We start from the raw sequence: 19,445 nt of genomic DNA on the forward strand, positions 1-19,445 counted from the left end.
CTCTTATCCTATACAGTCGTGCTCGGTGCTTGGCGCAGCGGAGCCGCTTTCGCCTTCCGAGTCATACATTTCCAAGTGGCCATCGGCGCGGAAGACGACACCGTCGCCATCCCTGCCGCCTACGAGCGTGTACTCGTTCACGCCGACAGCGCTCAGATTGAAAGTGTTCTGGTTCTCCTCGGCGTCCGTGAAGATCAGTTTCACGGCGCCCGAATTCTCGCTGACGGTTGACGCAAAAATATTTGCGCGCACGTCTTCGCTGGGGTGCTCGAAGCACCAGCCCTGACTGGACTGTTCAGCGATAGCAACTGGCGCGGCGGCCAGCATCAAGCCTGCGATGAAGAAGTCACGCATTACTGGTGGTCCCGGAGGCCAAGCACGCGTTTTGACACCACGTTGAGGTTGATCTCACTCGTGCCGCCCTCAATCGAGTTGCCTTTCGAACGCAGCCAGCCACGGGTCACCATCTTGGCGCCGCGATCAAAGCCTTCGCCTTCCCAGCCAAGCCCCTCCGTGCCGAGCGCTTCGATCATGAGCTCGTGCTTGTCCTGGTTCATCTTCGCCGCCGCGTATTTGATGATCGATGCGGTATGACCGACTTCCTGTCCCGCCTTGGCCTGCTGCTGGCTGCGCTGGACAGTCAGGTTGAAGGCCTTGGTGTACATCTGGTGATCGGCGATGCGGCCGCGCAGGTCGCCGTCGAGCAGCTTGCCGTTACCGTCTGTGCCGACATGGATCTTCGCATACTCCTCAAGCTCCAACATGCCAGTGCCGCGGGCAGACCCGAAGCCGCTTGCTGAAATCGAAGAGCGCTCGTGCTGAAGCAGGCGTTTGGCTATTTTCCAGCCGCCATTCACTTCACCGACGAGCTGGTCTTTCGGGACTTTGACATCAGAGAAGAAGGTCTCGCAGAATGGCGAAGAGCCGGAGATCAACTTGATCGGACGCGTTTCGACGCCTTCGCTTTCCATGTCGAAAAGGATGAAGCTGATGCCTTCATGCTTGACCGTATTGTCGGTGCGCACGAGGCAGAAAATCCAATCGGCCTCATTCGCATAGGAGGTCCAGACCTTCTGGCCGTTGATGAGATAATGGTCGCCCTTGTCCTCACACTTGGTCTGCAGACCTGCAAGGTCAGAGCCGGCACCCGGCTCAGAATAACCCTGACACCAACGCGTCTTGCCGTGAACGATGTCTGGCAGGAAGCGTTTCTTTTGCTCTTCATTGCCAAACTCGATCAGCGCTGGGCCGAACATCCATAGACCGAATGAAAAGAGCGGCGTGCGAGCGCCAATACGTGCCATTTCCTGCTCAAGGACCTTGGCTTGCTCACGGGAAAGACCGCCGCCGCCATATTCCTTTGGCCAGGTCGGGGCCGTCCAGCCTTCATTGGCCATACGCTCAAGCCAGACCTTGGAGTCCGGGTTCTTGAACTTCTCACGGCGACCGCCCCAGACGACTTCGTCTTCAGGCATTGGCGTGCGCATGGATTCCGGGCAGTTCTCTTCGAGCCAGCCGCGGACTTTCTCGCGGAAGGCATCTGGATCGGATGGCGCATCAAATGGCATGGTTTCGGCTCCCTCAAGCTATCCTGTCGTATCTGATAGTGACATAGCCGTTGCCGCGCTCTGCGTCACGACCCGACGCTGCGACAAGGCCGATCTGACGCACGATCGGAAAGTCAGGTCATGTCCTGCCTAGTAGAAGAATTCCTCACGCACGATCTTTCCATTCTTCACGGTGTAGAGGGCAATTTCCTGCATCTTCACCCGCTCGCCAGAGGCCTTGTTGGTCACATCGATGCTGAAAACGACGCCGAAACGGTCTTCACCATGCAGATACGGACCGGCTGCGGCGGTATCGTGGACGTCGTGGTTGTCCTCCCACCAGGCCCACTTCCCCTTGATGGCCTCGACGCCGTGCGCCTCAGCGCTGCCGCCCGGCGGCGGTGCTGACTCAACCGACACACAGTCCGCGTCGTAAATCGTATCGATCAGTTTCTTGTAGCTGCCATCATTATTGGCGGCGACGAGCGTCTCGCCTACAGCTTTCAAAGTTTCTCGGCTCATTCTCACCTCCATTGTTCCGCATTTGTTCTAGGCCCGGGAAGAGATTTCGGCAAGGATGACCTGATCGCAAGCTAGAAGCGTCCGAGAAGGCTGTGTTCAGGCCCGGTCTCGAAACCGGCAAGATTGAACAGGTGCACCACCATCAGGAAGATGCCGAGCACGCAGAACACCATGATGAATCCCCATGGCAACTTGTTCGGGCGGCCATCGCGGCGCGGTTTTCCCAGTCTCAGGTTTGAATACACCATAACAATGGAGAACAGAGCGATGAGCCCGATAGGTATGATCCAGTCCAGCATGACTTTCCCTGGGTTTATGCCGAAGGGATATGGGGCGTCTTCGCCCAGTAGAAAGGTCGAAGAACAAGCCCGATCACGGCTTTGATGGCGGCGGCTGTCAGAAGAGGCCAGTAGAACGGCCGTGTAATGATCGCAATCACGCGCGACACCGTCCACTTTCCGGGCGCCAGACAGTCAGCGACTACACATCCCGTCATCCCCGCCATGAACAGTCCGAAGTCGACTGGCGTGTAGTTAAAGACCGACGGAAACAGCGTGCCAAGAAATATCATCAACACCATTGGCCCATAGAGAAACGCACTGACAATCGCGCCGCCAAGGGTCAACTGAAGACTGATCCAGCGGAGCGGTCCAAGCTCCAGCAGCAAGGTCACAGGCGTTCGCATGCAGACGAGCCAAGTCTGGACGAAGCCCTTGATCCAGCGGCTACGCTGACTGGTCCAGATGGGCAAGGATTCCGGCGCGGTTTCTCGCGTTTCCGCTCGAATGGTTGCGGTCCGCCCGCCCAGACGTGCGATCCGGATACCGAGGTCTGCATCTTCTGTCACATTCCATGCATCCCAGCCGCCAAAGGCGATGAGGTCATGGCGGCGGAAGTGATTGCTCGTCCCACCGAGCATGACAGGCAAGCTGAGGCTCGCCAGTGCAGGCACGTGCAGGCCGAACTGCACCGCATACTCGAGCGTCCACTGCGCCTGCAGCCATCCATCTGCGCCATTACTGGCAACCAGCGGCGCCTGAACGCAGCGCACGTCTTCGCCCTCCCGGCAAAAGGTCCCGTATGCTTCGCGCAGCTGGTCAGGGTGCGGGCGGTCCTCTGCATCAAGCACGGTCACATAATCGCCCAGGGCCGCTGCCAGCCCGTAGTTCAGCGCACGCGGCTTGGTCATCGGCTCACCCGGCGGGATGGTGATGCAGACCGTCCCTGGCGGGAAGTCCGCATTCATCGCCGCCTCATATGTCGCAACGTCGTCCTCTTCGATCAGAAGCAAAATATCGAGACGCTCGATCGGCCAGTTGATCGCACTCAGACTGGCCGCGAGCTGATCCATCATGTTCTGCTCATGACGAAGGGCAATCAGGACCGAATAGACCGGCAGTTCATGGCCCGGAATGGAAAGGGGCGGAGACTTGCGAGAGCCGGCCACCCGCTCCAGCGCGCCGACGATGGTCAGGGCAAGGCGCCAGACGACGGTCAATGAGAAAAGCAGCCAGAACACCACCTTCGCCGCCACGCCCAATAGAACCGGCGACAACAGAAGCGCGATGATGACGATACTCAGGAAAGCGCCGAAGACTTCCCATTGCCACTTGGTCAGGCGTTGCTCTGCGCTAAGGATCGGCGGCAAGGCTCTGGAAAAGGCAAGGGCTTCCAGAAGCCGCGGCGCGCCCGCCGCTGGCTTCGCATCGCCCGGCTCCAGCCAGACGACATTATCTTCCTGTCCCCCCACATGCATGGGGAGATAGAAACAGGAAGTTCCCTTAATTCAAGGTTGCGGCTGCTCAATCAATTAAAATGGCCGCAAGCGCGTGTCCACTTTGCCACGCTGCCTCTATGCGAGGCGCGATGCGCCAGTCACCGACGATGCCAATACGCTGCGCGTGATCCCAGCCATAGGGACTGTTGGCAGGGGTCTCCGTCTTCGCGTATAGCCAACGATGCGCCGCAGCGAGCGATGGAGCGCCTGCGCCCGTCATCTGACAGAAGACACCGCTCAGCTCTTCGGCGACCTTCTCTTTGTCCTTGTCGACATTCGCCCGCGTCCATTCTGGTGTCGCGTGTAGAACGAAGGTCTCGTCATTCCCTCTTCCGGGCTTGGAGCTGTTGCGCACCACAAGGCTCAACGGCGAGTTGGAAACCTCGGCCACATCCCATCCGGTCTTGATCGGCGCATCGAAGGCCAGCATCACCGCCCAGCACGGCGCTGTCACGGATGCGGCGGCCTCACTGGCGAGTACAGGACTGGTATCGGCAAGAAGTTCGCGCGTCTGTTCGGCAGGGATGGCAAGAATGACAGCATCAAACGGCCCCTGCCAGCCAGACGTGTCCAGCTGCACATAGCGGCCCTCGTCGCGAATGGAGAGCGCAATCGCACGCTCTCCCCAGCGCACATCGTGGCCTTCCGCCATCCCCTTTACGAGTGAGTTCATGGACGGCGCCCCGACAAACCAGTCGTCATCAGACCGAAGCGGCTCTGCTGACCATGTCCCGCCCGTATGGGCGAGAGAGACACGTGATGGCGTCCACTTTGCCACGTGACTGCGGGTTTCCAGGTCAGATACAAGAGCGCGAAAAACAGTGTCGCGCGCTGTGAAGAATTGCGCGCCGTGATCGAAACGCAAATCTCCTGCGGGCGTGGAAGCGCGCCGGGTCGACAACCTACCACCAGCGCCTCGCCCCTTATCAAAGAGCACAACCTCGTGGCCGGCTCCCTTCAGATCTGAGGCCGCGCTAAGACCCGCAACGCCTGCGCCAATGATTGCAATTGTCATCCGACTTCTCCTGCTCCCGACTGAGACCTAGTTTATCGGTGAAGAAGGCAAGGTTGATGGCAGACAGAAAACGCACCTCCAACAAAATGGTCCGCAAAAGCGATCTTCCGCAGAAGACATGCCCGGTCTGCCAGCGGCCGTTTTCATGGCGCAAGAAGTGGGAATCGGTCTGGGACGAGGTGATCTACTGCTCGAAAAGATGCCGCGGCGAAGCCAAAAAGAGCTGACGCAAGCCTATTTATCGAAAAACAGTAATTTTTATCTCTCTGAATCATATACAGATTTTAAGAAATAGTATTGTTTTTCGATAATCGCATATTGAAAAACAATAATTTCGTTGCTAGATCAATCTCGTCGGCGGCACAGAGACAAACCCGCCCCGGCAGACAACCAACCAACCGGCACAGAAGACCGGAAACTTGCAACGAAGGAGCAATATCAGATGCAACCGCTCGCCTCCCAGACCCGCCAACCCCGTCTGGAACAGACTGCGACCAAGACCGGCATGACGCCGGTGCTCGCGGGCACCGCCGGACGCGTGTCCGGAAAGGCCGCTAACGACAATACGGGGACCTGGAAGCCTACCCTTCTGGTCCAGCGTCGCCGCCGCCAGAACAGGCTTGCCGGACGCGTCTGATCAAGCTTCAGGCAACCCCGGCAGGGACTCTCACTCTCATCGCGCCCCAACCTGCCGGGGCCCTGAAAAAGGCCGCCCTGCCCCGCCCGGCAGGGCGGTTCTACATTTGGGTACGAAGCTTCTTTGGCCTGATCCAGCCCATCATCCTGAAATGCACGGGCGTGAAGGCTTCATCTTCCTCGGATTCAAACAGGACCGCTGTGCCCGTGGGCAGCTTCTCAACAAGTTTCCGCGCTGCCATCTCGTCCGTCGTACCTGCCTCGCGCAGGATGGACAGGGACGCTTCGTGCATGCCCGGATTGTGCCCGACGACAATAAGCGTCGAGGTACCAGGCGCCGCCAGTGTCACGTGGTCGAGAATGGTCGGCACGCTGGCAAGGTATAGCGTGTCCAATAGCGTTGGCTCGCAGCCCGGAAAGAAGTCCTGCAGGTGGCGCCACGTCTCTCGCGTGCGGCGCGCACTTGAAACAAGCGCCGCGTCCGGCACCCATCCCCGCGCTTTCAACTCATCGCCAATCGCTTCGGCATCCTTGTGCCCGCGGGCCACGAGCTTGCGGTCGCGGTCCGACACGCCCTCATTCCAGAGCTCGGTCTTGGCATGGCGAAGCAGGATCAGACGTTTCATGAGCGCTCGACGGCCAGCGTGGCCTTAGTAAAATTAAAGACCGAAATCAGCACCCTGAACTTGTCCTCTTGCCCGCCGACGCCAATCTGTGTGGCGAAGATATAGCAATCAACGGAGAATGCCATGAGCCTTCTGCTAGGTGATACAGCACCCGATTTCGACGCCGAAACGACCGAAGGCAATATCAGCTTCCACGACTGGATCGGGGATGACTGGGTTGTCTTCTTCTCCCACCCGGCGGACTTTACGCCTGTCTGCACGACGGAGATCGGCTACACCGCCAAACTGAAAGACAAACTCGCCGCGCGCGGCGCAAAGGCCATCGTGATTTCTGCAGACAGCCTTGAGGACCACAAGGAGTGGGTCAAGGACGTTGAAGAAACGCAAGGCGCGAAGGTGGAATTTCCACTCATCGCCGATCCGGACAAGAAGATCGCGACGCTTTACAACATGATCCATCCGAATGCGGATGCAAAAGTGACTGTTCGCGCCGTATATGTGATTGACCCGAAAAAGAAAATTCGCGCGTCGATCATCTATCCGCCGAGCGCCGGTCGTAATTTCGATGAGATCCTGCGTCTGATCGACTCGCTACAGCTGACGGACGGTTACAAGGTCGCCACACCGGTGAACTGGCAGGACGGCGAAGACGTCATCATCGTACCGAGCGTTTCCAATGAGGACGCCGACAAGATGTTTCCGAAAGGATACAAGACGATCAAGCCTTACCTGCGCACCACGGCGCAGCCGAACAAGTAGGCAGTTCATGAACTGACGGCGCGGCAGTCAGCCGAATGACCGACTTACCATTCGCAGCAATTTCTGACTCGGGCTGAGGCGGCGACGCTTCAGCCCGAATTTACGTCGTACGCGGTCAGGGGCATCATAGACGGCCCTGATCGTCTGCAGGCGCTTCAAGGCGCTCTTCGCACGCGGCTTTGACTTTGCTTTCTGTCCGATAGCAAACTCCATCTTTGCAACCGTATGGTAACACAGGCTGACGGCCCAACCAAAAAGTCGGCGTGCAGGCCGTGACAGAAAACCTTCACGTCACAGACGTAAATGTGTCTAAGAATCGCGCCATACGCGAATTATGCCGCCCCTCGATCTGATCCAGTCCCTGTCCCGTTCCAGCGGGACTTCACCAAATGATGATCGCGCCAATGGGGATGTCGGAACGTCGGCGGGGCACGCCTGGGTCATCGATGGCGCGACCGGTGTTACCGACAAAGCCTATGTTAGCAGGGAAGGCAGGGAAGGCAGGGAAGGCAGCGACGCCGCCTGGCTGGCCGAACAGCTCAATACCCGCTTTGCTGAACTTCCCCAGACATCGGAACCGATCCGCGTTGCTTTGCGGCGCATCATTGGCCGGGTGCGGGATGACTTTCTCCTGCAGACCTCAGCCTCAATAGTACCTGATTTTGCCATCCCTTCAGCCGCTGCGCTCTATTGCGGCTGGGAACAGAGCGGTCACCTGGTGCATATCCGCTTTTCGGGTCTCGGCGACTGTAGCGCCATTGTGCGTGAAGAGAGCGGCGCTGTTCACCTTATTGGCGAACTGTCGAGCAGCGGCGATGCGGAGCTGCTTGATCGGTTTGCCGCCTTTCATGGCGATGAAAGTGAAACCGCCCAGAATGAGCTTCGCGCCTTCCTGCAGGAGCAACGCAGCCGCATGAACACGCCCGACGGTTACTGGGTCTTCTCCATTGTGCCGGAGGCGGCCAGCCACATCGCCGAACGCACACTCTGCCTGCGCAGTCCTGCAAACCTTTTGATGATGACAGACGGATTTGCGCGGCTGATCGACCACTTCCATGCCTACACGCCAGAGACACTGCTCGATGCAGCGCTCCAGCAGGGGCTGAAGCCGCTCTATGAAGAACTGCGCAGCCTGGAGGCGAGCGACCCTGATGGCACGGCCGCACCGCGCCTCAAAAAGGAAGATGATGCGAGCGCCGTGCTGGTGCGTCTCGAAACCTCAGACGCACCGGCAGGCAAAACTGCCTAGGCAGGCATCTTGATCTTGCCGTTCACAAGATCTGAATAGTCGTTGACCAGACCTTCGGTCACGCTGCCGGGTTTGTAGTTTACGTCCCCGATCTGGCGAACCGGTGTGATTTCCGCTGCTGTGCCCGTGATAAAGCATTCCGAGAAGTTCTTCAGCTCGTCCGGCATGATCGTGCGCTCGACGATCTCGATCTGGCGCGCCTTGGCCAGCTTGATGGCTGTCTGACGCGTGATGCCGTTGAGAAAGCAGTCCGGGGTTGGCGTGTGGAGCGCACCGTCCTGCAGGAAGAAGATGTTTGCGCCTGTCGCCTCTGCCACATGGCCGCGATAATCGAGCATGAGCGCATCGGCAAAGCCGTCTTTCTCTGCGGCGTGCTTGGACAGGGTACAGATCATGTAGAGACCAGCCGCCTTCGCCTCGCACGGGGCGGTCATTGGGTCAGGACGACGCCACTGGGCATGCGTCATGGCAATGCCCTTCATCTTGTCAGCGAAATAATCACCCCAGTGCCAGACGGCGATCGCGACGTGGATCTTGTTGTTCTGCGCCGAGACGCCCATCATTTCCGAGCCCCGCCAGGCAAAGGCGCGCACATAAGCGTTTTCAAGACCGGATTTCGCCAGCGTCTCATGCTTGGCTTTCTCGATCTCATCGACCGTATAGGGCAGCTCGAAGCCAAGGATGTTCGCGGACCGGTGAAGACGTTCGGTGTGACGACGCGATTCGAAAATATGGCCGCCATAGGCACGCTCACCTTCAAACACGGACGACGCATAGTGCAAGCCATGGGTGAGGACGTGAATCGTCGTCTCGCGCCACGGTACGAATTCGCCGTCCATCCAGATGTATCCATCGCGGTCGTGATACGGTGTGGAGGCGTCGGCCATTATTTCTTGTCCTTGCTTGAACTTGTACTCGAAAGAGGCTCCATTCTCAGACTGTGGCATCTGAAGTCAACCAGAAGACAGGCGAAAGCGCTCGTGTCGATCCGCGGCTTTTTCTCAGGGAGGAAGAGCTCGATAATGGTATCGCGCTGCTGCTCGCCAGTGAACGCATTATTAGCGACATCACCCGCAAGGCTCAGCGTCAGACTGGCCTTAATGCGTCAGGGCTTCGGCTACTGATGACGATCCGCTTTGAACCTGGCCTGACGGTCAGTGAATTGCGTGACAAGATGGGAGCAACGACGCCAACTATTGCCCGGCTTCTCGGAGAGCTCGACAAGAAGAACCTGGTGGTAAAGACGCAAGGCGGGCGCGATGCCCGTCGGCGGCGCCTGACCCTGTCGGATGAAGGAGAACAGATGCTGCGCCCACTTGTGGACAAGTTACGCTCTGCCCTGCGCGATGCATATCGCGACGCTGGCGCACATGCCGTGTCTGGCACCCGCGCGGTCCTGGAGGCCCTTACCCAATGAGTGACGCACAACACATTCTGGTGGTCGATGACGACAATCGCATCCGCGACCTGCTCAAGAAATATCTCGTCCGCAACGGATTGAGGGTCACGGCTGCTGCTGACGCCGCCAGCGCGCGAAAGCTGATGACGACTTTCGATTTCGATCTCGCCATCCTCGACATCATGATGCCCGGTGAGACAGGGCTTGAACTGCTTGCGAGCCTCCGCAGCGCAGGAAAGCACGTTCCGGTTCTGCTTCTCACCGCAAAGGGAGAGACTGGCGACCGGATCGAAGGGCTGAAGGCAGGTGCCGACGACTATCTTTCCAAACCGTTCGAGCCGGAAGAACTGTTGCTTCGCATCAATGCCATTCTGCGGCGCACGCATGTCGAACCGCCGCCCGAAGAAATCGAGATGTCGGGCCTCGTTTTCAACGCCAAGCATCAGGAACTGACCTCTGGAGCACGTCGTGTCCGGCTGACTGAGGCAGAGCTTCATCTCCTATCAATGCTTGCCGCCAAGGCCGGAGAGGCCGTCAGCCGTGAGGAACTGGCCTCCAAGTCACCGAACAGCACAGAGCGCTCTATCGATGTCCAGGTGACGCGGCTGCGCCGCAAGATCGAACCAGATCCCCGCCAGCCGATTCATATCCAGACGGTGCGCGGTATTGGCTACCGTCTCATGCCCGACTGAAGCGCCGAAAACTGCCGCTTTGCTAAACCACCGCTTGCCACTAAGGCTTGCTGCTGATGTCCCGCCTCGTTCGCCTCCGTCTTAGAGATTTCACCCCGCGCGGGCTCTATCCGCGATCGGTGCTGATGGTGATACTTCCGGTGATCCTTCTGCTGAGCGCAGTGACCTACATCTTCTATGACAGTCACTGGCGCCACACTTCCCGCAAACTGAGCCAGACCATGGCCAGCGAGATCGAATTCATGGTCGGACTTCGGGGCCGGTATCCCGGCCAGTTCGACATGCTGCGCGATGACGCCCGCGAAGCCATGCAACTCGACGTCGTGGTGCTTGAAAATGAAGACCTCCCCACCGAACAGAAAGAGCTCTTCTTCTCGGCGCTGGACGATATTCTCTCGCGGGAGCTCGAAGTCTCTCTCGATCAGCCTTTCTGGTTCGACATATCCGGCTATGGCGAAACCGTCGAAATCCGTGTCCAGGACGGCGATGATGTGCTGCGCTTTCTGGCAGAACGTGACCGGACCTTTTCGACAACGGGGCACATATTTATTGTCTGGGTCATTGGTGCGACCGGTATCCTCATCGCGCTCGCCCTTGGTTTCCTGCGCAATCAGGTCCGCTCGATCCTGAAGCTGACCGAAGCGGCGAAAGCGTACGGGCGCGGCAGGGATGCGGGCAATTACCGCCCCTCCGGCGCGACCGAGATCCGCGACGCCGCCCGCGCCGTGATGGACATGCGCACAAGACTTACGACCTTTGCAGAGGAGCGTACGACAATGCTGGCCGGCATCAGCCATGACCTGCGCACGCCGCTGACAAGGCTGAAGCTCCAACTCGCCATGATGGACGACACGCCAGAGATACAAGACGCCCGCCAGGACCTTCAGGAAATGTCGGTCATGCTGGACGAATACCTCGCTTTCGCCAGCGGCAAGGAAGGCGAGCAGTCGACCACATTCCAGTTCGATGAACTGGTCGACGAAATCGTTTCGGCTCTTGGCGGACAAGCGCATATTCGCGCCAAAGCACCTGTCACTATTATTGCCCGCCAGGGCCTGATCCGCCGTGCCGTCTCCAACCTCATCTCAAACGCGCAGGGCTTCGCCGACAAAGTTGAAGTGGAAGTCATCGAAGGCCCACACATGGTCGAACTGATCGTCGATGATGACGGCCCCGGCATCGCCGAAGACAAGCGCGAGGAAGCCTTCAAGCCTTTCCATCGTCTCGATGACTCGCGAAACCAGAATGTGCCCGGCACGGGCCTCGGCCTCTCCATCGCACGGGACACGGCCCGCCAGCATGGCGGCGATATCCGACTGGAGGATAGCCCGCTTGGCGGGCTCCGGGTGCGCTTCCGGCTGCCTGCCTAGAAGCCTGCCGGTGGCGGCAGACCCGGCGCACTGAGACAGATCACCTTGAACCGGCCGCCAAGTTCGGCCGGATCGACGAGCCGCTTCACGCCTTCATAGATCTGTTCGGCACGGTCAGGATTGGCCTTGATAAGCGTCTGCATCCGAGCCTCTGCGCCCAGCGCCATCAGGAATGGCCCCTGCTCGACCGGACCAGACACTCCAAGGCCGCGTTTCTTCGCCAGCCGTGCAAGACGCGCAAAGTCCACATCGACGGTAAGGTCGCTTTCGCCTGGCATCGCTAGCGGGCTGACTTGCGCCCCATCCTTGAACGCGCGCAGCGTATCTCCCGGCGCATACCCGGCCGGCCCGTAATCGATCAGAAGGGCACGTCCGGGCGCGCGAGAGAACGCGGTCGCCAGTGTCTCGCAGAGCGTGTCGAGCGCAGGCTGTACCTCAATAGACGTCTGGCCATCTGCTGCCTCGCCGGACAGCGCCTCCACCTTGTCCGTCGCAAGCCCGAAAGTAAGCTCACCTTCCTCTGACAGGCCAACGACCCGCTCCAGCCAGCCTTCGTCGCCGCCCTTCACGAACTGGCGCGCTGGCAGGCAGTCCAGCCACTCATTAGCCACCAGCAGGAATGGCCGCTCACCCAGCGTCTCGAACGCGCCAAGAAAATCGGGATGAAACTCTGAGAGACGTGCTTTCTGGGCAGCTGCATAGACCGGGCTTGCCTCGCTGATGGAGAGACGAAAACGCTCACCTCCACCGACGCTAGAAATCGCCCGCATCATGTCGTTCATCATCGTGCCGCGGCCAGCGCCAACCTCGACAAGATCGAACGGATTTGGCGCACCAAGCGCCTGCCATTCATGCAAGATCCATAGGCCAAGCAGCTCACCGAAAACCTGGCTGATTTCCGGCCCCGTGATGAAGTCCCGGCCGATTCCAGGACGCGTGGCGTAATAGCCAAATTCGGGGTCATGCAGACAGGTGTTCATATAGGCAGACACGGGCAGCGGCCCGCCTGCCTCGATGAGCGTCTTCAGCTTGGCCTTCAGTCCCGTCATGCCCTCGCGGCGCCAGCCGGCGGTTTGCTGAGGCCATGCCAGACCAGATACGCCCCGCCGATCCACATCGGGAGCGACAGCAACTGACCCATCGTAATGAAGTCGGGCAGTACACCCATTGTGAAGCTATCGGGCTCCCGGAACTGTTCGGAGACCGTACGCCCAGCCGCGTAAAAGAGCAGGAAAATGCCCGCCGCAAGGCCGCGGCGCTTCAGCAGACCGAATTTCCAGATAAGGAACGAGATGACCGCGAAGGGCAGCAAGCCTTCAAGGAAAGCCTCATAAAGTTGGCTTGGATGGCGCGGCATTTCCGGCTCGCACAGGCGGAAAGCCGGGTTCTGGTCGCGGCAATAGATCCACTCATTGGACTGCCAATCATAGGCTGACGGCGTCCCGCCGGTATTGGCTTCAGGGAAAACCATGCCGACCGACGCATCGGTGTGGCGGCCATAAAGCTCTGCATTGATGAAATTGGCGCACCGCCCGAAGAAGATACCGATAGGCGCAACAGCACCCGCAATATCGGCCAGCGGCAGCAGCTTCACGCCGCGCATCCTTGCCGAAACCAGAATGGCAATCGCGACGCCAAGCAGGCCGCCGTGGAAGGACATACCGCCTTCCCATATGCGCAGGAGGCTCCACGGGTCGCGCTGGACCGTCTCGAACTGGAAAGGAAGCTGGTAAAAAAGGATATAGCCGATGCGTCCGCCCAGGATGACGCCCAGCGTCACATAGAACAGGATGTCATCGACATCGTCTGGCGTTGCCGGGCTCGTGCCGCCCCACAGGCGCTCACGCTTCACCAGCATCACGGCATAGCGCCAGCCGATGATGAGGCCGGCGATGTAGGCGAGGGCGTACCAGCGGATCGGGAAGCTGCCGATCTCGACAAGCGCCGGATTGAACTCCGGAAAACTTAGCGCTGCTGTATAGAGTGCGTGCATTGGCTGCCTTTTCCCATCGCGCGGCGTCGCCTATCTGTAGACCGATACCGGCTAGTCTCTCCCCTTAGTCGCGGCAAGGAGTAACCGCATGGCCAATACAAATCCACTGCTCGATGATCTTGCAGGCCTGATGACAGGCGCCATGGGCGCTGCCCGCTCAGCAGGTGAAGAAGCGCGTACTGCCATGCAGTCGCGCGTTCGCGAGTTCGTCGCTGACATGGACCTCGTCGAACGTGACGAAGTCGAAGCCCTTCGGGTGATCGCGATCAGCGCACTTGAAAAGGTCGAGGCGCTGGAAGCGCGCGTCGAAGCGCTCGAGAAAAAATAGGTCTCAGCGAAAATCACCGGCCAGTCGGACGCTCTTCATAAGAGCGAACACCTGCTGGCCGGTCTCAAGCTGCAGCTCTGAAAGGGCCTGACGTGTTATCTGCGCGCTGATCATCTCTCCGCCAAAAAAGAGGTCAACGAGCGCATCAGCGGCCGTATCGCTCGAAACGATCCGGCCGACCTGTGCAGGCAAGATGTTCCGGATCGACATCGGGCCCGGACGCTCTACAGCAATCGCCACATCGCGTGCGTCGATGAATAGCCGCAGCCGATCTCCCTCCTGCGTCCCGGGCGCAGCTGGCAGGCGCAGGACTTCACCGCCCGCATCCAGCGCCATCAGGCCGCCATCAGTGTCGATCCGGGTGACCTGCACCTCGATCAGGGAAGCAGGTCCAGCGCCCTCGGAAAGTGGGCCGAGATCCAGGCTTCTACCAACCTCGCCAATCGGACCGTTCGCCAGTACCTGCCCCTCTCTCATGACGACGATACGGGACGCCAATGCGGCGACCTCTTCCAGATCATGACTGACATAAAGGATCGGGCAGGCAGACTGTTCGGGCAGCCTTTTCAGGAAGGGCAGGATTTCCCGTCGGGCCGCCCGGTCGAGCCCCGTCAGTGGCTCATCAAGCAGCATCAGATCAGGACATGATAGAACCGCTCGCGCGAGCGCCACCCGCCGGCTTTCGCCCCCTGACAGAGAGTCTGCCCGCCGGTCCTGTAATCCTTGTATCCCGAAAGCCTCGACAGCCCCATCGACATTCGGCGCCCGTCCCGCTTTTCGCGCCCGCTTCGCCGCGAAGTCCAGATTTCCTCTCACATCGAGATGGCTGAACAGGCGGGCGTCCTGAAAGACGTAGGCGACAGCGCGCTGATGCGCCGGAACGAAATTTCCTTCGGCGCTGTCCCGCCAGACCGTCTCGGCGAAGCAAATGCTGCCTTCCGCGCCACTCTCCAGCCCGGCAATCGCTCTCAGCAACGTAGTCTTGCCGCTGCCACTCGGTCCAAACACCGCCGTAACACCATCCAGCACCAACGTCTCGCGCACGTTCAGGCTGAACGTCTTGCGGGCGAGCGCGATGTCGAGAGAAAGGCGATCAGCTGACACGGAGGCGATAGCTCCTGTTCAGGGCGTAGACGCCAATCAGGGTCACGAATGAAAAGATGAGCAGCCCTGCAGAGAGGATATGGGCCTCGGCGTATTCGACAGATTCCACATGCTCATAGATCGCGATTGAGATTACACGCGTGCGGTCAGGAATGTTGCCACCGACCATCAGCACCACACCAAACTCACCAATCGTATGCGCAAATGTGAGCACGCAGGCCGTCAGGATGCCCCGTGCAGACTGCGGCAGCAGCACGTTCCAGATGGCATCCAGCTTCGATGCGCCGAGTGTCGCCGCTACCTCCATAGGTCCGCGCCCAACTGCCTCGAATGCCGATTGTAGCGGCTGAACCATGAAGGGCAGCGAATAGATAACTGACGCAAAAACCAGCCCAGCAAAGGAAAAGCTGAGGCTCCCACCTGTCATGCTGACCCAGGCGCCGCCCATAGGCGCAGACGGGTTCATCAGGATGAGAAGGTAGAACCCGATCACGGTCGGCGGCAAGACCAGCGGCAGCGCGGTCACCGCCTCGACCACTGGCTTCAGACCGGTCTTCGTCGTTGCCAGCCAGTAGGCCAGCGGCACGCCAATCATGAGCAGGATGACTGTCGTCACGGCTGCCAGATGCAGACTAAGCAGGACCGGCCCCAAATCAGGCATCACGGGTCAACCTGCTTCATAGCCATACTCGCGCATGATGGAGAGCGCCTTATCGCTGCGAAGGAAGGTGATGAATTTTAGCGCCGCGTCATTTCCCGCTGCACGTTGCATAAGGACGAGGTCCTGACGGATCGGCGCATGAAGGTCGTCCGGCACAGCCCAGACCCCGCCCCTATCCGGTGCGACACGGCTGGCCAGTTGCGATGCCGCGACAAAGCCAAGTTCCGCATTGCCACTCGCCACGAGCGCGTAGGCCTGACCGATATTCTGGCCATAGACGACCCGGTCTGACACAAGATCCGCGAGTTCGAGAGAAGCCAGCGTTTCCTCTGCCGCCGCGCCATATGGCGCCAGCGCCGGGTTTGCCAGAGCAACCGCGCGGTAGGCGCCATCACGAAGTTCTTTCTCTCCATCGAACTGCGGTGTCTGTGAGGCTGGCATCCATAGGACCAAGCGGCCGGCCGCATAGGTGAACTGCGTGCCTTCCATGCCTCGCCCCGCCTCGATTAGCCTTCGCGGACGGTCCCTGTCCGCTGCGAGGAAAACATCAAACGGCGCACCATTCTCTATCTGCGAATAAAGCTGTCCCGTCGATCCTGACGACAGCGTAACTTCGAAGCCTGTCTCTGCTTCGAACTCCGCTTCGAGCACCTTCGCGGTATCCAGGAAATTCGTGGCGACCGCGACCATCACGTCGCCCTGATGCGCCTGTCCGCACCCCGCAATCAGGGCCAGAGGCAGTGTGACCGCTATCCCGGCACGTCTGATCCAGAGCAATCTCGACATTTCAACCGTCTACCACTCTGCATATTGGTCAGCAACGCATAGAGATCGAGCAGCCCACCGGCCATTCCGTATAGCTGTGCTCATCAATTGAAACGGCTCCTCAGGCGTGCGATTGATGGCGAAGGCTTCCACAAATGAAATTTGAAGTCAGGTTGCAGGGGCCCTGCCCCGTGTTACCGTTCGACCAGTGGCGGCCTGCCACGCTGATTCGGAGGAAATCGCCGATGAGCCTCAATCTCGAACAAAACTACAATATGGATGGCGACCCGCTCGACATGGTCGAAGCCTGCCTCGAACACGCAGGCTGGGAACACCAGCGCGAAGACGACGCCGCCATTCAGTGCATCGCCCAGACCCGCTGGGGCGAGATGGGCGCGCTCATCGCGTCGCGCCGCGAGCCGCCAGCGCTTCATTTCACCATCACGCTGGACCTGAAGCCGACCGCCGCCCGCACCAATGCCATCGCCAAGCTGGTGCTGATGGCGAATGAACGCCTCTGGCTCGGCCACTTCGACTATTGGGTCGAAGACAGCGTCCTCCTCTTCCGCCACACGCTGCCGCTGCTCGACCGCGTCGAACCGGAAGCTGGCGAGATCCGCGCCGTGATGGCAGCTGCCACCGATGCGGTGAACATGTTCGTTCCTGCTTTCAACTTTGTCATCTGGGCCGGCAAGACCCCAGAAGAGGCCATCGACGCAGCGATGTTCGAAACCGATGGCGAGGCCTGAGCCGGGCCTGACGCTTGTCGGCGGTGGTCGCATGGGCTCCGCTCTGGCGGGCGGCTGGATCAAATCCGGCTATGCAGGCCCGATCGCGATCCATGATCCTGCGCCATCCGACCTTCTGAAATCTTGGGAAGACGCAGGCAAGATCAGCCTCAACTCCGATCCGGCACCTGCCAGCACCCTCATCGTTGCGGTGAAACCGCAGGTCTTTCCCAAGATTCTCGATGATCTGCGCGCCTTTGTCGGCCCGGACACGCTGGTCCTGTCGATCATGGCGGGCATCACGCTTTCTTCGCTGGCTGAAAGCCTCGGCACGTCCCGCGTCGCGCGCGCCATGCCGAACACGCCCGGCCTCGTCGGCGAAGGCATGACGCTCCTTTGCATGCCAGACGGGGCGGCAGGCGATGACACCGCCTATCTTCAGGAATTGCTGACACCCCTCGGCGCCGTCGAAGGGCCGCTTGGCGAAGACCAGATTTCGGCCGCAACGGCCCTCTCTGGGTGCGGCCCGGCCTATGCGTTCCTGCTTGCCGAAATCATGGCCGCCGCTGGTATAGCCCACGGCCTCGATGAGGACCTCGCCCTCCGCCTTGCGCAGAAAACCGTGCAGGGTGCAGGCGCGCTGATGATGGACAGCGATGAGCCGCCATCCACCCTTCGCGAGAACGTTACTTCGCCCGGCGGTGTCACCAAGGCAGCGCTCGACGTCTTGATGCGCGACGGCGCCATGCCATCTCTGATGAAGGAGGCGGTCGCAGAAGCCATCCGGCGCGACCGCGAGCTTTCAGGAGACTGACACATGAGCGACGCGCGCAAGGACCTACTCAACAAGGGCGTTGAGGCCGCGCTCGAACTCGCAAAGACCATCGACTGGCGGGATCTGACGCTTAGTGCAATCGCAGAACGTGCAGGCCTTTCGCTGAAGGATTTTCACGGCGTCGCTGACAAAGCGAAGATCTCCGACGCTGTCGAAGCCTGGCTCGACGATGCGATGAGCGAAGGCTCCACCAGCGAGGACGAGACCCCGCGCACGCGGCTGTTCGACGTCATCATGATGCGTTTCGACAGGATGGAAGAGCACCGCGAAGCAATGCTGTCCCTGATGGAATGGCGCCAGACACAGCCTGCCCGGCTGCTGAACCTCATCGCCGCCCGCCAAACCACCGCCAGCTGGGCGCTGTCCTGCTCAGGCCTTGATGGCTCGGGGGACTTCCCGAAACCCATCCGTACCACGGTGATCGCCTGGGCGCTGGCGCAAGCAGAGATTGCATGGCGCAAGGAAGATAGCAGCGATCTCTCGCGCACCATGGCCAAGCTCGACGGTGAGCTTCGCAAGATGGAAGAGCGCGCCGGCTGGATCGCTGGCCGGTTCGGCAGGAAGTCACGTGACAAGGACGGCGAAGACCTGCAGACGTCCGCGCCAGACGAACCAACCACAGAACACCAGCCGAGCTAGGCCGACTCCTTGACCACCATCCCTCACGTCCTCGCGCCCCGTCTTGCCGGCATGAACGGCATCAAGCACGGCTTTTTCGGTCGTCAGGGCGGCATGTCCGAAGGCATCTATGACAGCCTGAACCTCGGCATCGGTTCTGATGACAAACCGAAAGCCGTGATGCGTAACAGGCGGCTGGTGTCAGACCTGATTGGCACACGCGAGGTTGATCACATGCTCTCCTGCTATCAGGTCCATTCTGACCGCGCGATCCTCGCCACGATGCCCTGGGGCCCGGACCGCCCGCAGGCCGATGGCATGGTCACGAACCTTCCAGGCATCGCGCTCTGTATCCTGACCGCCGACTGCGTGCCCGTCCTCTTTGCTGACCGAAAAGCAAGCGTCATCGGCGCATGTCACGCGGGCTGGAAAGGGGCGCTCGCAGGCATCTGCGAAGCGACCATCGCCAAGATGGAAGAGACCGGCGCGAACCGCAAAGACATCTACGCCGCGGTTGGCCCCTGCATCGGCCAGAAAAGCTATGAGGTCGGCCCCGAATTTCGCGATGAAATCCTCAGCGGCGCGCCTTGGGCCGGAAATCTGTTCCACCCGGGCGAAGGCGACCGCTACCACTTCAATATCGAGACCTTCGTGAAGAACCGCCTCGTGAAGGCGGGGCTCGCCTTCGTCGATGTGATTGGCCACGACACTTGCGAGCTGGAAGACATGTACTTCTCTAATCGACGCCGCAATCACTTCGGCGAACCTGACTATGGCCGTCAGGGCTCAGTCATCATGCTGGAGGGGTAGGACTGCCCCTC

Annotated in this window: 26 protein-coding genes; 12 read left to right on the plus strand and 14 right to left on the minus strand. The window is 59.9% G+C overall.

The window, feature by feature from the left end; translation table 11 throughout:
* Positions 1–3: 3 nt before the first annotated feature.
* The 6 genes from D1224_RS03980 to D1224_RS04005 form a co-directional block, all read right to left on the minus strand.
* Positions 4–354 (minus strand): hypothetical protein, encoded by a 351-nt coding sequence (locus D1224_RS03980; RefSeq protein ID WP_119378621.1) that lies wholly within the window; start codon positions 352–354, stop codon positions 4–6.
* Complete coding sequence (locus tag D1224_RS03985) at positions 354–1,568, minus strand: acyl-CoA dehydrogenase family protein (protein WP_119378622.1); 1,215 nt, start codon at positions 1,566–1,568, stop codon at positions 354–356. Before D1224_RS03985 ends, D1224_RS03980 begins: the two co-directional genes overlap by 1 nt.
* 129 nt (positions 1,569–1,697) lie before the next feature.
* Positions 1,698–2,069: a nuclear transport factor 2 family protein gene (locus tag D1224_RS03990; RefSeq protein WP_119378623.1), complete on the minus strand. Its 372-nt coding sequence runs from the start codon at positions 2,067–2,069 to the stop codon at positions 1,698–1,700.
* A gap of 71 nt (positions 2,070–2,140) precedes the next feature.
* Complete coding sequence (locus tag D1224_RS03995; RefSeq protein ID WP_119378624.1) at positions 2,141–2,368, minus strand: hypothetical protein; 228 nt, start codon at positions 2,366–2,368, stop codon at positions 2,141–2,143.
* 14 nt (positions 2,369–2,382) lie between these two features.
* Positions 2,383–3,825, minus strand: coding sequence for a glycosyltransferase (locus D1224_RS04000; protein ID WP_119378625.1), 1,443 nt, complete (start codon positions 3,823–3,825; stop codon positions 2,383–2,385).
* Positions 3,826–3,871: 46 nt separating this feature from the next.
* A complete protein-coding gene (locus D1224_RS04005) occupies positions 3,872–4,861 on the minus strand; it encodes an NAD(P)/FAD-dependent oxidoreductase (protein WP_119378626.1) in 990 nt (329 codons plus the stop codon).
* Positions 4,862–4,947: 86 nt separating this feature from the next.
* On the opposite strand from D1224_RS04005, the gene D1224_RS04010 reads away from it, so the two are divergent.
* A complete protein-coding gene (locus D1224_RS04010) occupies positions 4,948–5,088 on the plus strand; it encodes a DUF2256 domain-containing protein (protein WP_119379889.1) in 141 nt (46 codons plus the stop codon).
* A 215-nt stretch (positions 5,089–5,303) separates the two neighbouring features.
* A complete protein-coding gene (locus D1224_RS04015; protein ID WP_119378627.1) occupies positions 5,304–5,498 on the plus strand; it encodes a hypothetical protein in 195 nt (64 codons plus the stop codon).
* Between the two features lie 100 nt (positions 5,499–5,598).
* On the opposite strand, the gene D1224_RS04020 is transcribed toward D1224_RS04015, so the two are convergent.
* Together D1224_RS04020 and D1224_RS16725 are read right to left on the minus strand one after the other, a co-directional pair.
* The gene (locus D1224_RS04020; protein WP_119378628.1) at positions 5,599–6,123 is read right to left on the minus strand and encodes a SixA phosphatase family protein; all 525 of its coding nucleotides are present in this window, start codon (positions 6,121–6,123) and stop codon (positions 5,599–5,601) included.
* Complete coding sequence (locus D1224_RS16725; protein ID WP_267897072.1) at positions 6,120–6,248, minus strand: hypothetical protein; 129 nt, start codon at positions 6,246–6,248, stop codon at positions 6,120–6,122. The genes D1224_RS04020 and D1224_RS16725 overlap by 4 nt, the downstream gene beginning before the upstream one ends.
* Here D1224_RS16725 and D1224_RS04025 point away from each other — a divergent pair.
* Both D1224_RS04025 and D1224_RS04035 read left to right on the plus strand, forming a co-directional pair.
* Complete coding sequence (locus tag D1224_RS04025; protein WP_119378629.1) at positions 6,247–6,882, plus strand: peroxiredoxin; 636 nt, start codon at positions 6,247–6,249, stop codon at positions 6,880–6,882. The genes D1224_RS16725 and D1224_RS04025 overlap by 2 nt on opposite strands.
* A gap of 334 nt (positions 6,883–7,216) precedes the next feature.
* Complete coding sequence (locus tag D1224_RS04035) at positions 7,217–8,131, plus strand: protein phosphatase 2C domain-containing protein (RefSeq protein ID WP_119378631.1); 915 nt, start codon at positions 7,217–7,219, stop codon at positions 8,129–8,131.
* Here the strand turns inward: D1224_RS04035 and D1224_RS04040 are convergent.
* Positions 8,128–9,018 (minus strand): branched-chain amino acid aminotransferase, encoded by an 891-nt coding sequence (locus D1224_RS04040; protein ID WP_119378632.1) that lies wholly within the window; start codon positions 9,016–9,018, stop codon positions 8,128–8,130. The genes D1224_RS04035 and D1224_RS04040 overlap by 4 nt on opposite strands.
* Before the next feature lie 53 nt (positions 9,019–9,071).
* Here D1224_RS04040 and D1224_RS04045 point away from each other — a divergent pair, with 53 nt between their 5' ends.
* The 3 genes from D1224_RS04045 to D1224_RS04055 are packed head-to-tail and all read left to right on the plus strand — an operon-like array spanning position 9,072 to position 11,592.
* Entirely contained in the window at positions 9,072–9,548 is a 477-nt protein-coding gene (locus D1224_RS04045; protein WP_119378633.1) for a MarR family winged helix-turn-helix transcriptional regulator, read from the plus strand.
* Positions 9,545–10,222 carry a response regulator gene (locus D1224_RS04050; protein WP_119378634.1) on the plus strand — a complete coding sequence of 226 codons (678 nt, stop codon included), beginning with the start codon at positions 9,545–9,547 and terminating at the stop codon, positions 10,220–10,222. Before D1224_RS04045 ends, D1224_RS04050 begins: the two co-directional genes overlap by 4 nt.
* A 56-nt stretch (positions 10,223–10,278) precedes the next feature.
* Positions 10,279–11,592: a sensor histidine kinase gene (locus tag D1224_RS04055; protein ID WP_119378635.1), complete on the plus strand. Its 1,314-nt coding sequence runs from the start codon at positions 10,279–10,281 to the stop codon at positions 11,590–11,592.
* Here D1224_RS04055 and D1224_RS04060 read toward each other — a convergent pair.
* Together D1224_RS04060 and lgt are read right to left on the minus strand one after the other, a co-directional pair.
* Complete coding sequence (locus tag D1224_RS04060) at positions 11,589–12,641, minus strand: class I SAM-dependent methyltransferase (RefSeq protein ID WP_119378636.1); 1,053 nt, start codon at positions 12,639–12,641, stop codon at positions 11,589–11,591. The two genes, D1224_RS04055 and D1224_RS04060, sit on opposite strands and share 4 nt — an antisense overlap.
* Positions 12,638–13,585 carry a prolipoprotein diacylglyceryl transferase gene (gene lgt / locus D1224_RS04065; protein ID WP_119378637.1) on the minus strand — a complete coding sequence of 316 codons (948 nt, stop codon included), beginning with the start codon at positions 13,583–13,585 and terminating at the stop codon, positions 12,638–12,640. The genes D1224_RS04060 and lgt overlap by 4 nt, the downstream gene beginning before the upstream one ends.
* Positions 13,586–13,673: 88 nt before the next feature.
* Between lgt and D1224_RS04070 the strand changes: the two genes are divergently transcribed.
* Complete coding sequence (locus tag D1224_RS04070) at positions 13,674–13,913, plus strand: accessory factor UbiK family protein (protein WP_119378638.1); 240 nt, start codon at positions 13,674–13,676, stop codon at positions 13,911–13,913.
* 3 nt (positions 13,914–13,916) lie between these two features.
* Here the strand turns inward: D1224_RS04070 and modC are convergent, their stop codons facing one another.
* Genes modC through modA form a run of 3 tightly spaced genes read right to left on the minus strand, consistent with a single transcriptional unit; the run spans position 13,917 to position 16,464 of the window.
* A complete protein-coding gene (modC, locus tag D1224_RS04075; protein ID WP_182482161.1) occupies positions 13,917–15,017 on the minus strand; it encodes a molybdenum ABC transporter ATP-binding protein in 1,101 nt (366 codons plus the stop codon).
* The gene (gene modB / locus D1224_RS04080) at positions 15,007–15,678 is read right to left on the minus strand and encodes a molybdate ABC transporter permease subunit (protein WP_119378640.1); all 672 of its coding nucleotides are present in this window, start codon (positions 15,676–15,678) and stop codon (positions 15,007–15,009) included. The genes modC and modB overlap by 11 nt, the downstream gene beginning before the upstream one ends.
* Before the next feature lie 6 nt (positions 15,679–15,684).
* Positions 15,685–16,464 (minus strand): molybdate ABC transporter substrate-binding protein, encoded by a 780-nt coding sequence (gene modA, locus D1224_RS04085; protein WP_119378641.1) that lies wholly within the window; start codon positions 16,462–16,464, stop codon positions 15,685–15,687.
* A 224-nt stretch (positions 16,465–16,688) separates the two neighbouring features.
* Here modA and D1224_RS04090 point away from each other — a divergent pair, with 224 nt between their 5' ends.
* From D1224_RS04090 to pgeF, 4 genes are read left to right on the plus strand one after another with little or no spacing between them, the layout of a single operon-like run.
* Positions 16,689–17,192 (plus strand): type III secretion system chaperone family protein, encoded by a 504-nt coding sequence (locus D1224_RS04090; RefSeq protein ID WP_119378642.1) that lies wholly within the window; start codon positions 16,689–16,691, stop codon positions 17,190–17,192.
* Positions 17,179–17,985, plus strand: a complete 807-nt coding sequence (gene proC / locus D1224_RS04095; RefSeq protein ID WP_119378643.1) for a pyrroline-5-carboxylate reductase — start codon at positions 17,179–17,181, stop codon at positions 17,983–17,985. The genes D1224_RS04090 and proC overlap by 14 nt, the downstream gene beginning before the upstream one ends.
* A 3-nt stretch (positions 17,986–17,988) precedes the next feature.
* Positions 17,989–18,645 carry a TetR/AcrR family transcriptional regulator gene (locus D1224_RS04100; protein ID WP_119378644.1) on the plus strand — a complete coding sequence of 219 codons (657 nt, stop codon included), beginning with the start codon at positions 17,989–17,991 and terminating at the stop codon, positions 18,643–18,645.
* Positions 18,646–18,654: 9 nt separating this feature from the next.
* Entirely contained in the window at positions 18,655–19,434 is a 780-nt protein-coding gene (pgeF, locus tag D1224_RS04105; protein WP_233350388.1) for a peptidoglycan editing factor PgeF, read from the plus strand.
* The last annotated feature ends 11 nt before the right edge of the window (positions 19,435–19,445 follow it).

The organism is Henriciella barbarensis (assembly GCF_003576345.1).
Lineage (GTDB): Bacteria > Pseudomonadota > Alphaproteobacteria > Caulobacterales > Hyphomonadaceae > Henriciella > Henriciella barbarensis.

What these genes read in the sequence shown, in the direction of transcription:
- D1224_RS03980 (WP_119378621.1), bottom strand. Translation starts at nt 354, where the DNA reads ATGCGTGACTTCTTCATCGCAGGCTTGATGCTGGCCGCCGCGCCAGTT.
- D1224_RS03985 (WP_119378622.1), bottom strand. Translation starts at nt 1,568, where the DNA reads ATGCCATTTGATGCGCCATCCGATCCAGATGCCTTCCGCGAGAAAGTC.
- D1224_RS03990 (WP_119378623.1), bottom strand. Translation starts at nt 2,069, where the DNA reads ATGAGCCGAGAAACTTTGAAAGCTGTAGGCGAGACGCTCGTCGCCGCC.
- D1224_RS03995 (WP_119378624.1), bottom strand. Translation starts at nt 2,368, where the DNA reads ATGCTGGACTGGATCATACCTATCGGGCTCATCGCTCTGTTCTCCATT.
- D1224_RS04000 (WP_119378625.1), bottom strand. Translation starts at nt 3,825, where the DNA reads ATGCATGTGGGGGGACAGGAAGATAATGTCGTCTGGCTGGAGCCGGGC.
- D1224_RS04005 (WP_119378626.1), bottom strand. Translation starts at nt 4,861, where the DNA reads ATGACAATTGCAATCATTGGCGCAGGCGTTGCGGGTCTTAGCGCGGCC.
- D1224_RS04010 (WP_119379889.1), top strand. Translation starts at nt 4,948, where the DNA reads ATGGTCCGCAAAAGCGATCTTCCGCAGAAGACATGCCCGGTCTGCCAG.
- D1224_RS04015 (WP_119378627.1), top strand. Translation starts at nt 5,304, where the DNA reads ATGCAACCGCTCGCCTCCCAGACCCGCCAACCCCGTCTGGAACAGACT.
- D1224_RS04020 (WP_119378628.1), bottom strand. Translation starts at nt 6,123, where the DNA reads ATGAAACGTCTGATCCTGCTTCGCCATGCCAAGACCGAGCTCTGGAAT.
- D1224_RS04025 (WP_119378629.1), top strand. Translation starts at nt 6,247, where the DNA reads ATGAGCCTTCTGCTAGGTGATACAGCACCCGATTTCGACGCCGAAACG.
- D1224_RS16725 (WP_267897072.1), bottom strand. Translation starts at nt 6,248, where the DNA reads ATGGCATTCTCCGTTGATTGCTATATCTTCGCCACACAGATTGGCGTC.
- D1224_RS04035 (WP_119378631.1), top strand. Translation starts at nt 7,217, where the DNA reads ATGCCGCCCCTCGATCTGATCCAGTCCCTGTCCCGTTCCAGCGGGACT.
- D1224_RS04040 (WP_119378632.1), bottom strand. Translation starts at nt 9,018, where the DNA reads ATGGCCGACGCCTCCACACCGTATCACGACCGCGATGGATACATCTGG.
- D1224_RS04050 (WP_119378634.1), top strand. Translation starts at nt 9,545, where the DNA reads ATGAGTGACGCACAACACATTCTGGTGGTCGATGACGACAATCGCATC.
- D1224_RS04055 (WP_119378635.1), top strand. Translation starts at nt 10,279, where the DNA reads ATGTCCCGCCTCGTTCGCCTCCGTCTTAGAGATTTCACCCCGCGCGGG.
- D1224_RS04060 (WP_119378636.1), bottom strand. Translation starts at nt 12,641, where the DNA reads ATGACGGGACTGAAGGCCAAGCTGAAGACGCTCATCGAGGCAGGCGGG.
- lgt (WP_119378637.1), bottom strand. Translation starts at nt 13,585, where the DNA reads ATGCACGCACTCTATACAGCAGCGCTAAGTTTTCCGGAGTTCAATCCG.
- D1224_RS04070 (WP_119378638.1), top strand. Translation starts at nt 13,674, where the DNA reads ATGGCCAATACAAATCCACTGCTCGATGATCTTGCAGGCCTGATGACA.
- modB (WP_119378640.1), bottom strand. Translation starts at nt 15,678, where the DNA reads ATGCCTGATTTGGGGCCGGTCCTGCTTAGTCTGCATCTGGCAGCCGTG.
- modA (WP_119378641.1), bottom strand. Translation starts at nt 16,464, where the DNA reads ATGTCGAGATTGCTCTGGATCAGACGTGCCGGGATAGCGGTCACACTG.
- D1224_RS04090 (WP_119378642.1), top strand. Translation starts at nt 16,689, where the DNA reads ATGAGCCTCAATCTCGAACAAAACTACAATATGGATGGCGACCCGCTC.
- proC (WP_119378643.1), top strand. Translation starts at nt 17,179, where the DNA reads ATGGCGAGGCCTGAGCCGGGCCTGACGCTTGTCGGCGGTGGTCGCATG.
- D1224_RS04100 (WP_119378644.1), top strand. Translation starts at nt 17,989, where the DNA reads ATGAGCGACGCGCGCAAGGACCTACTCAACAAGGGCGTTGAGGCCGCG.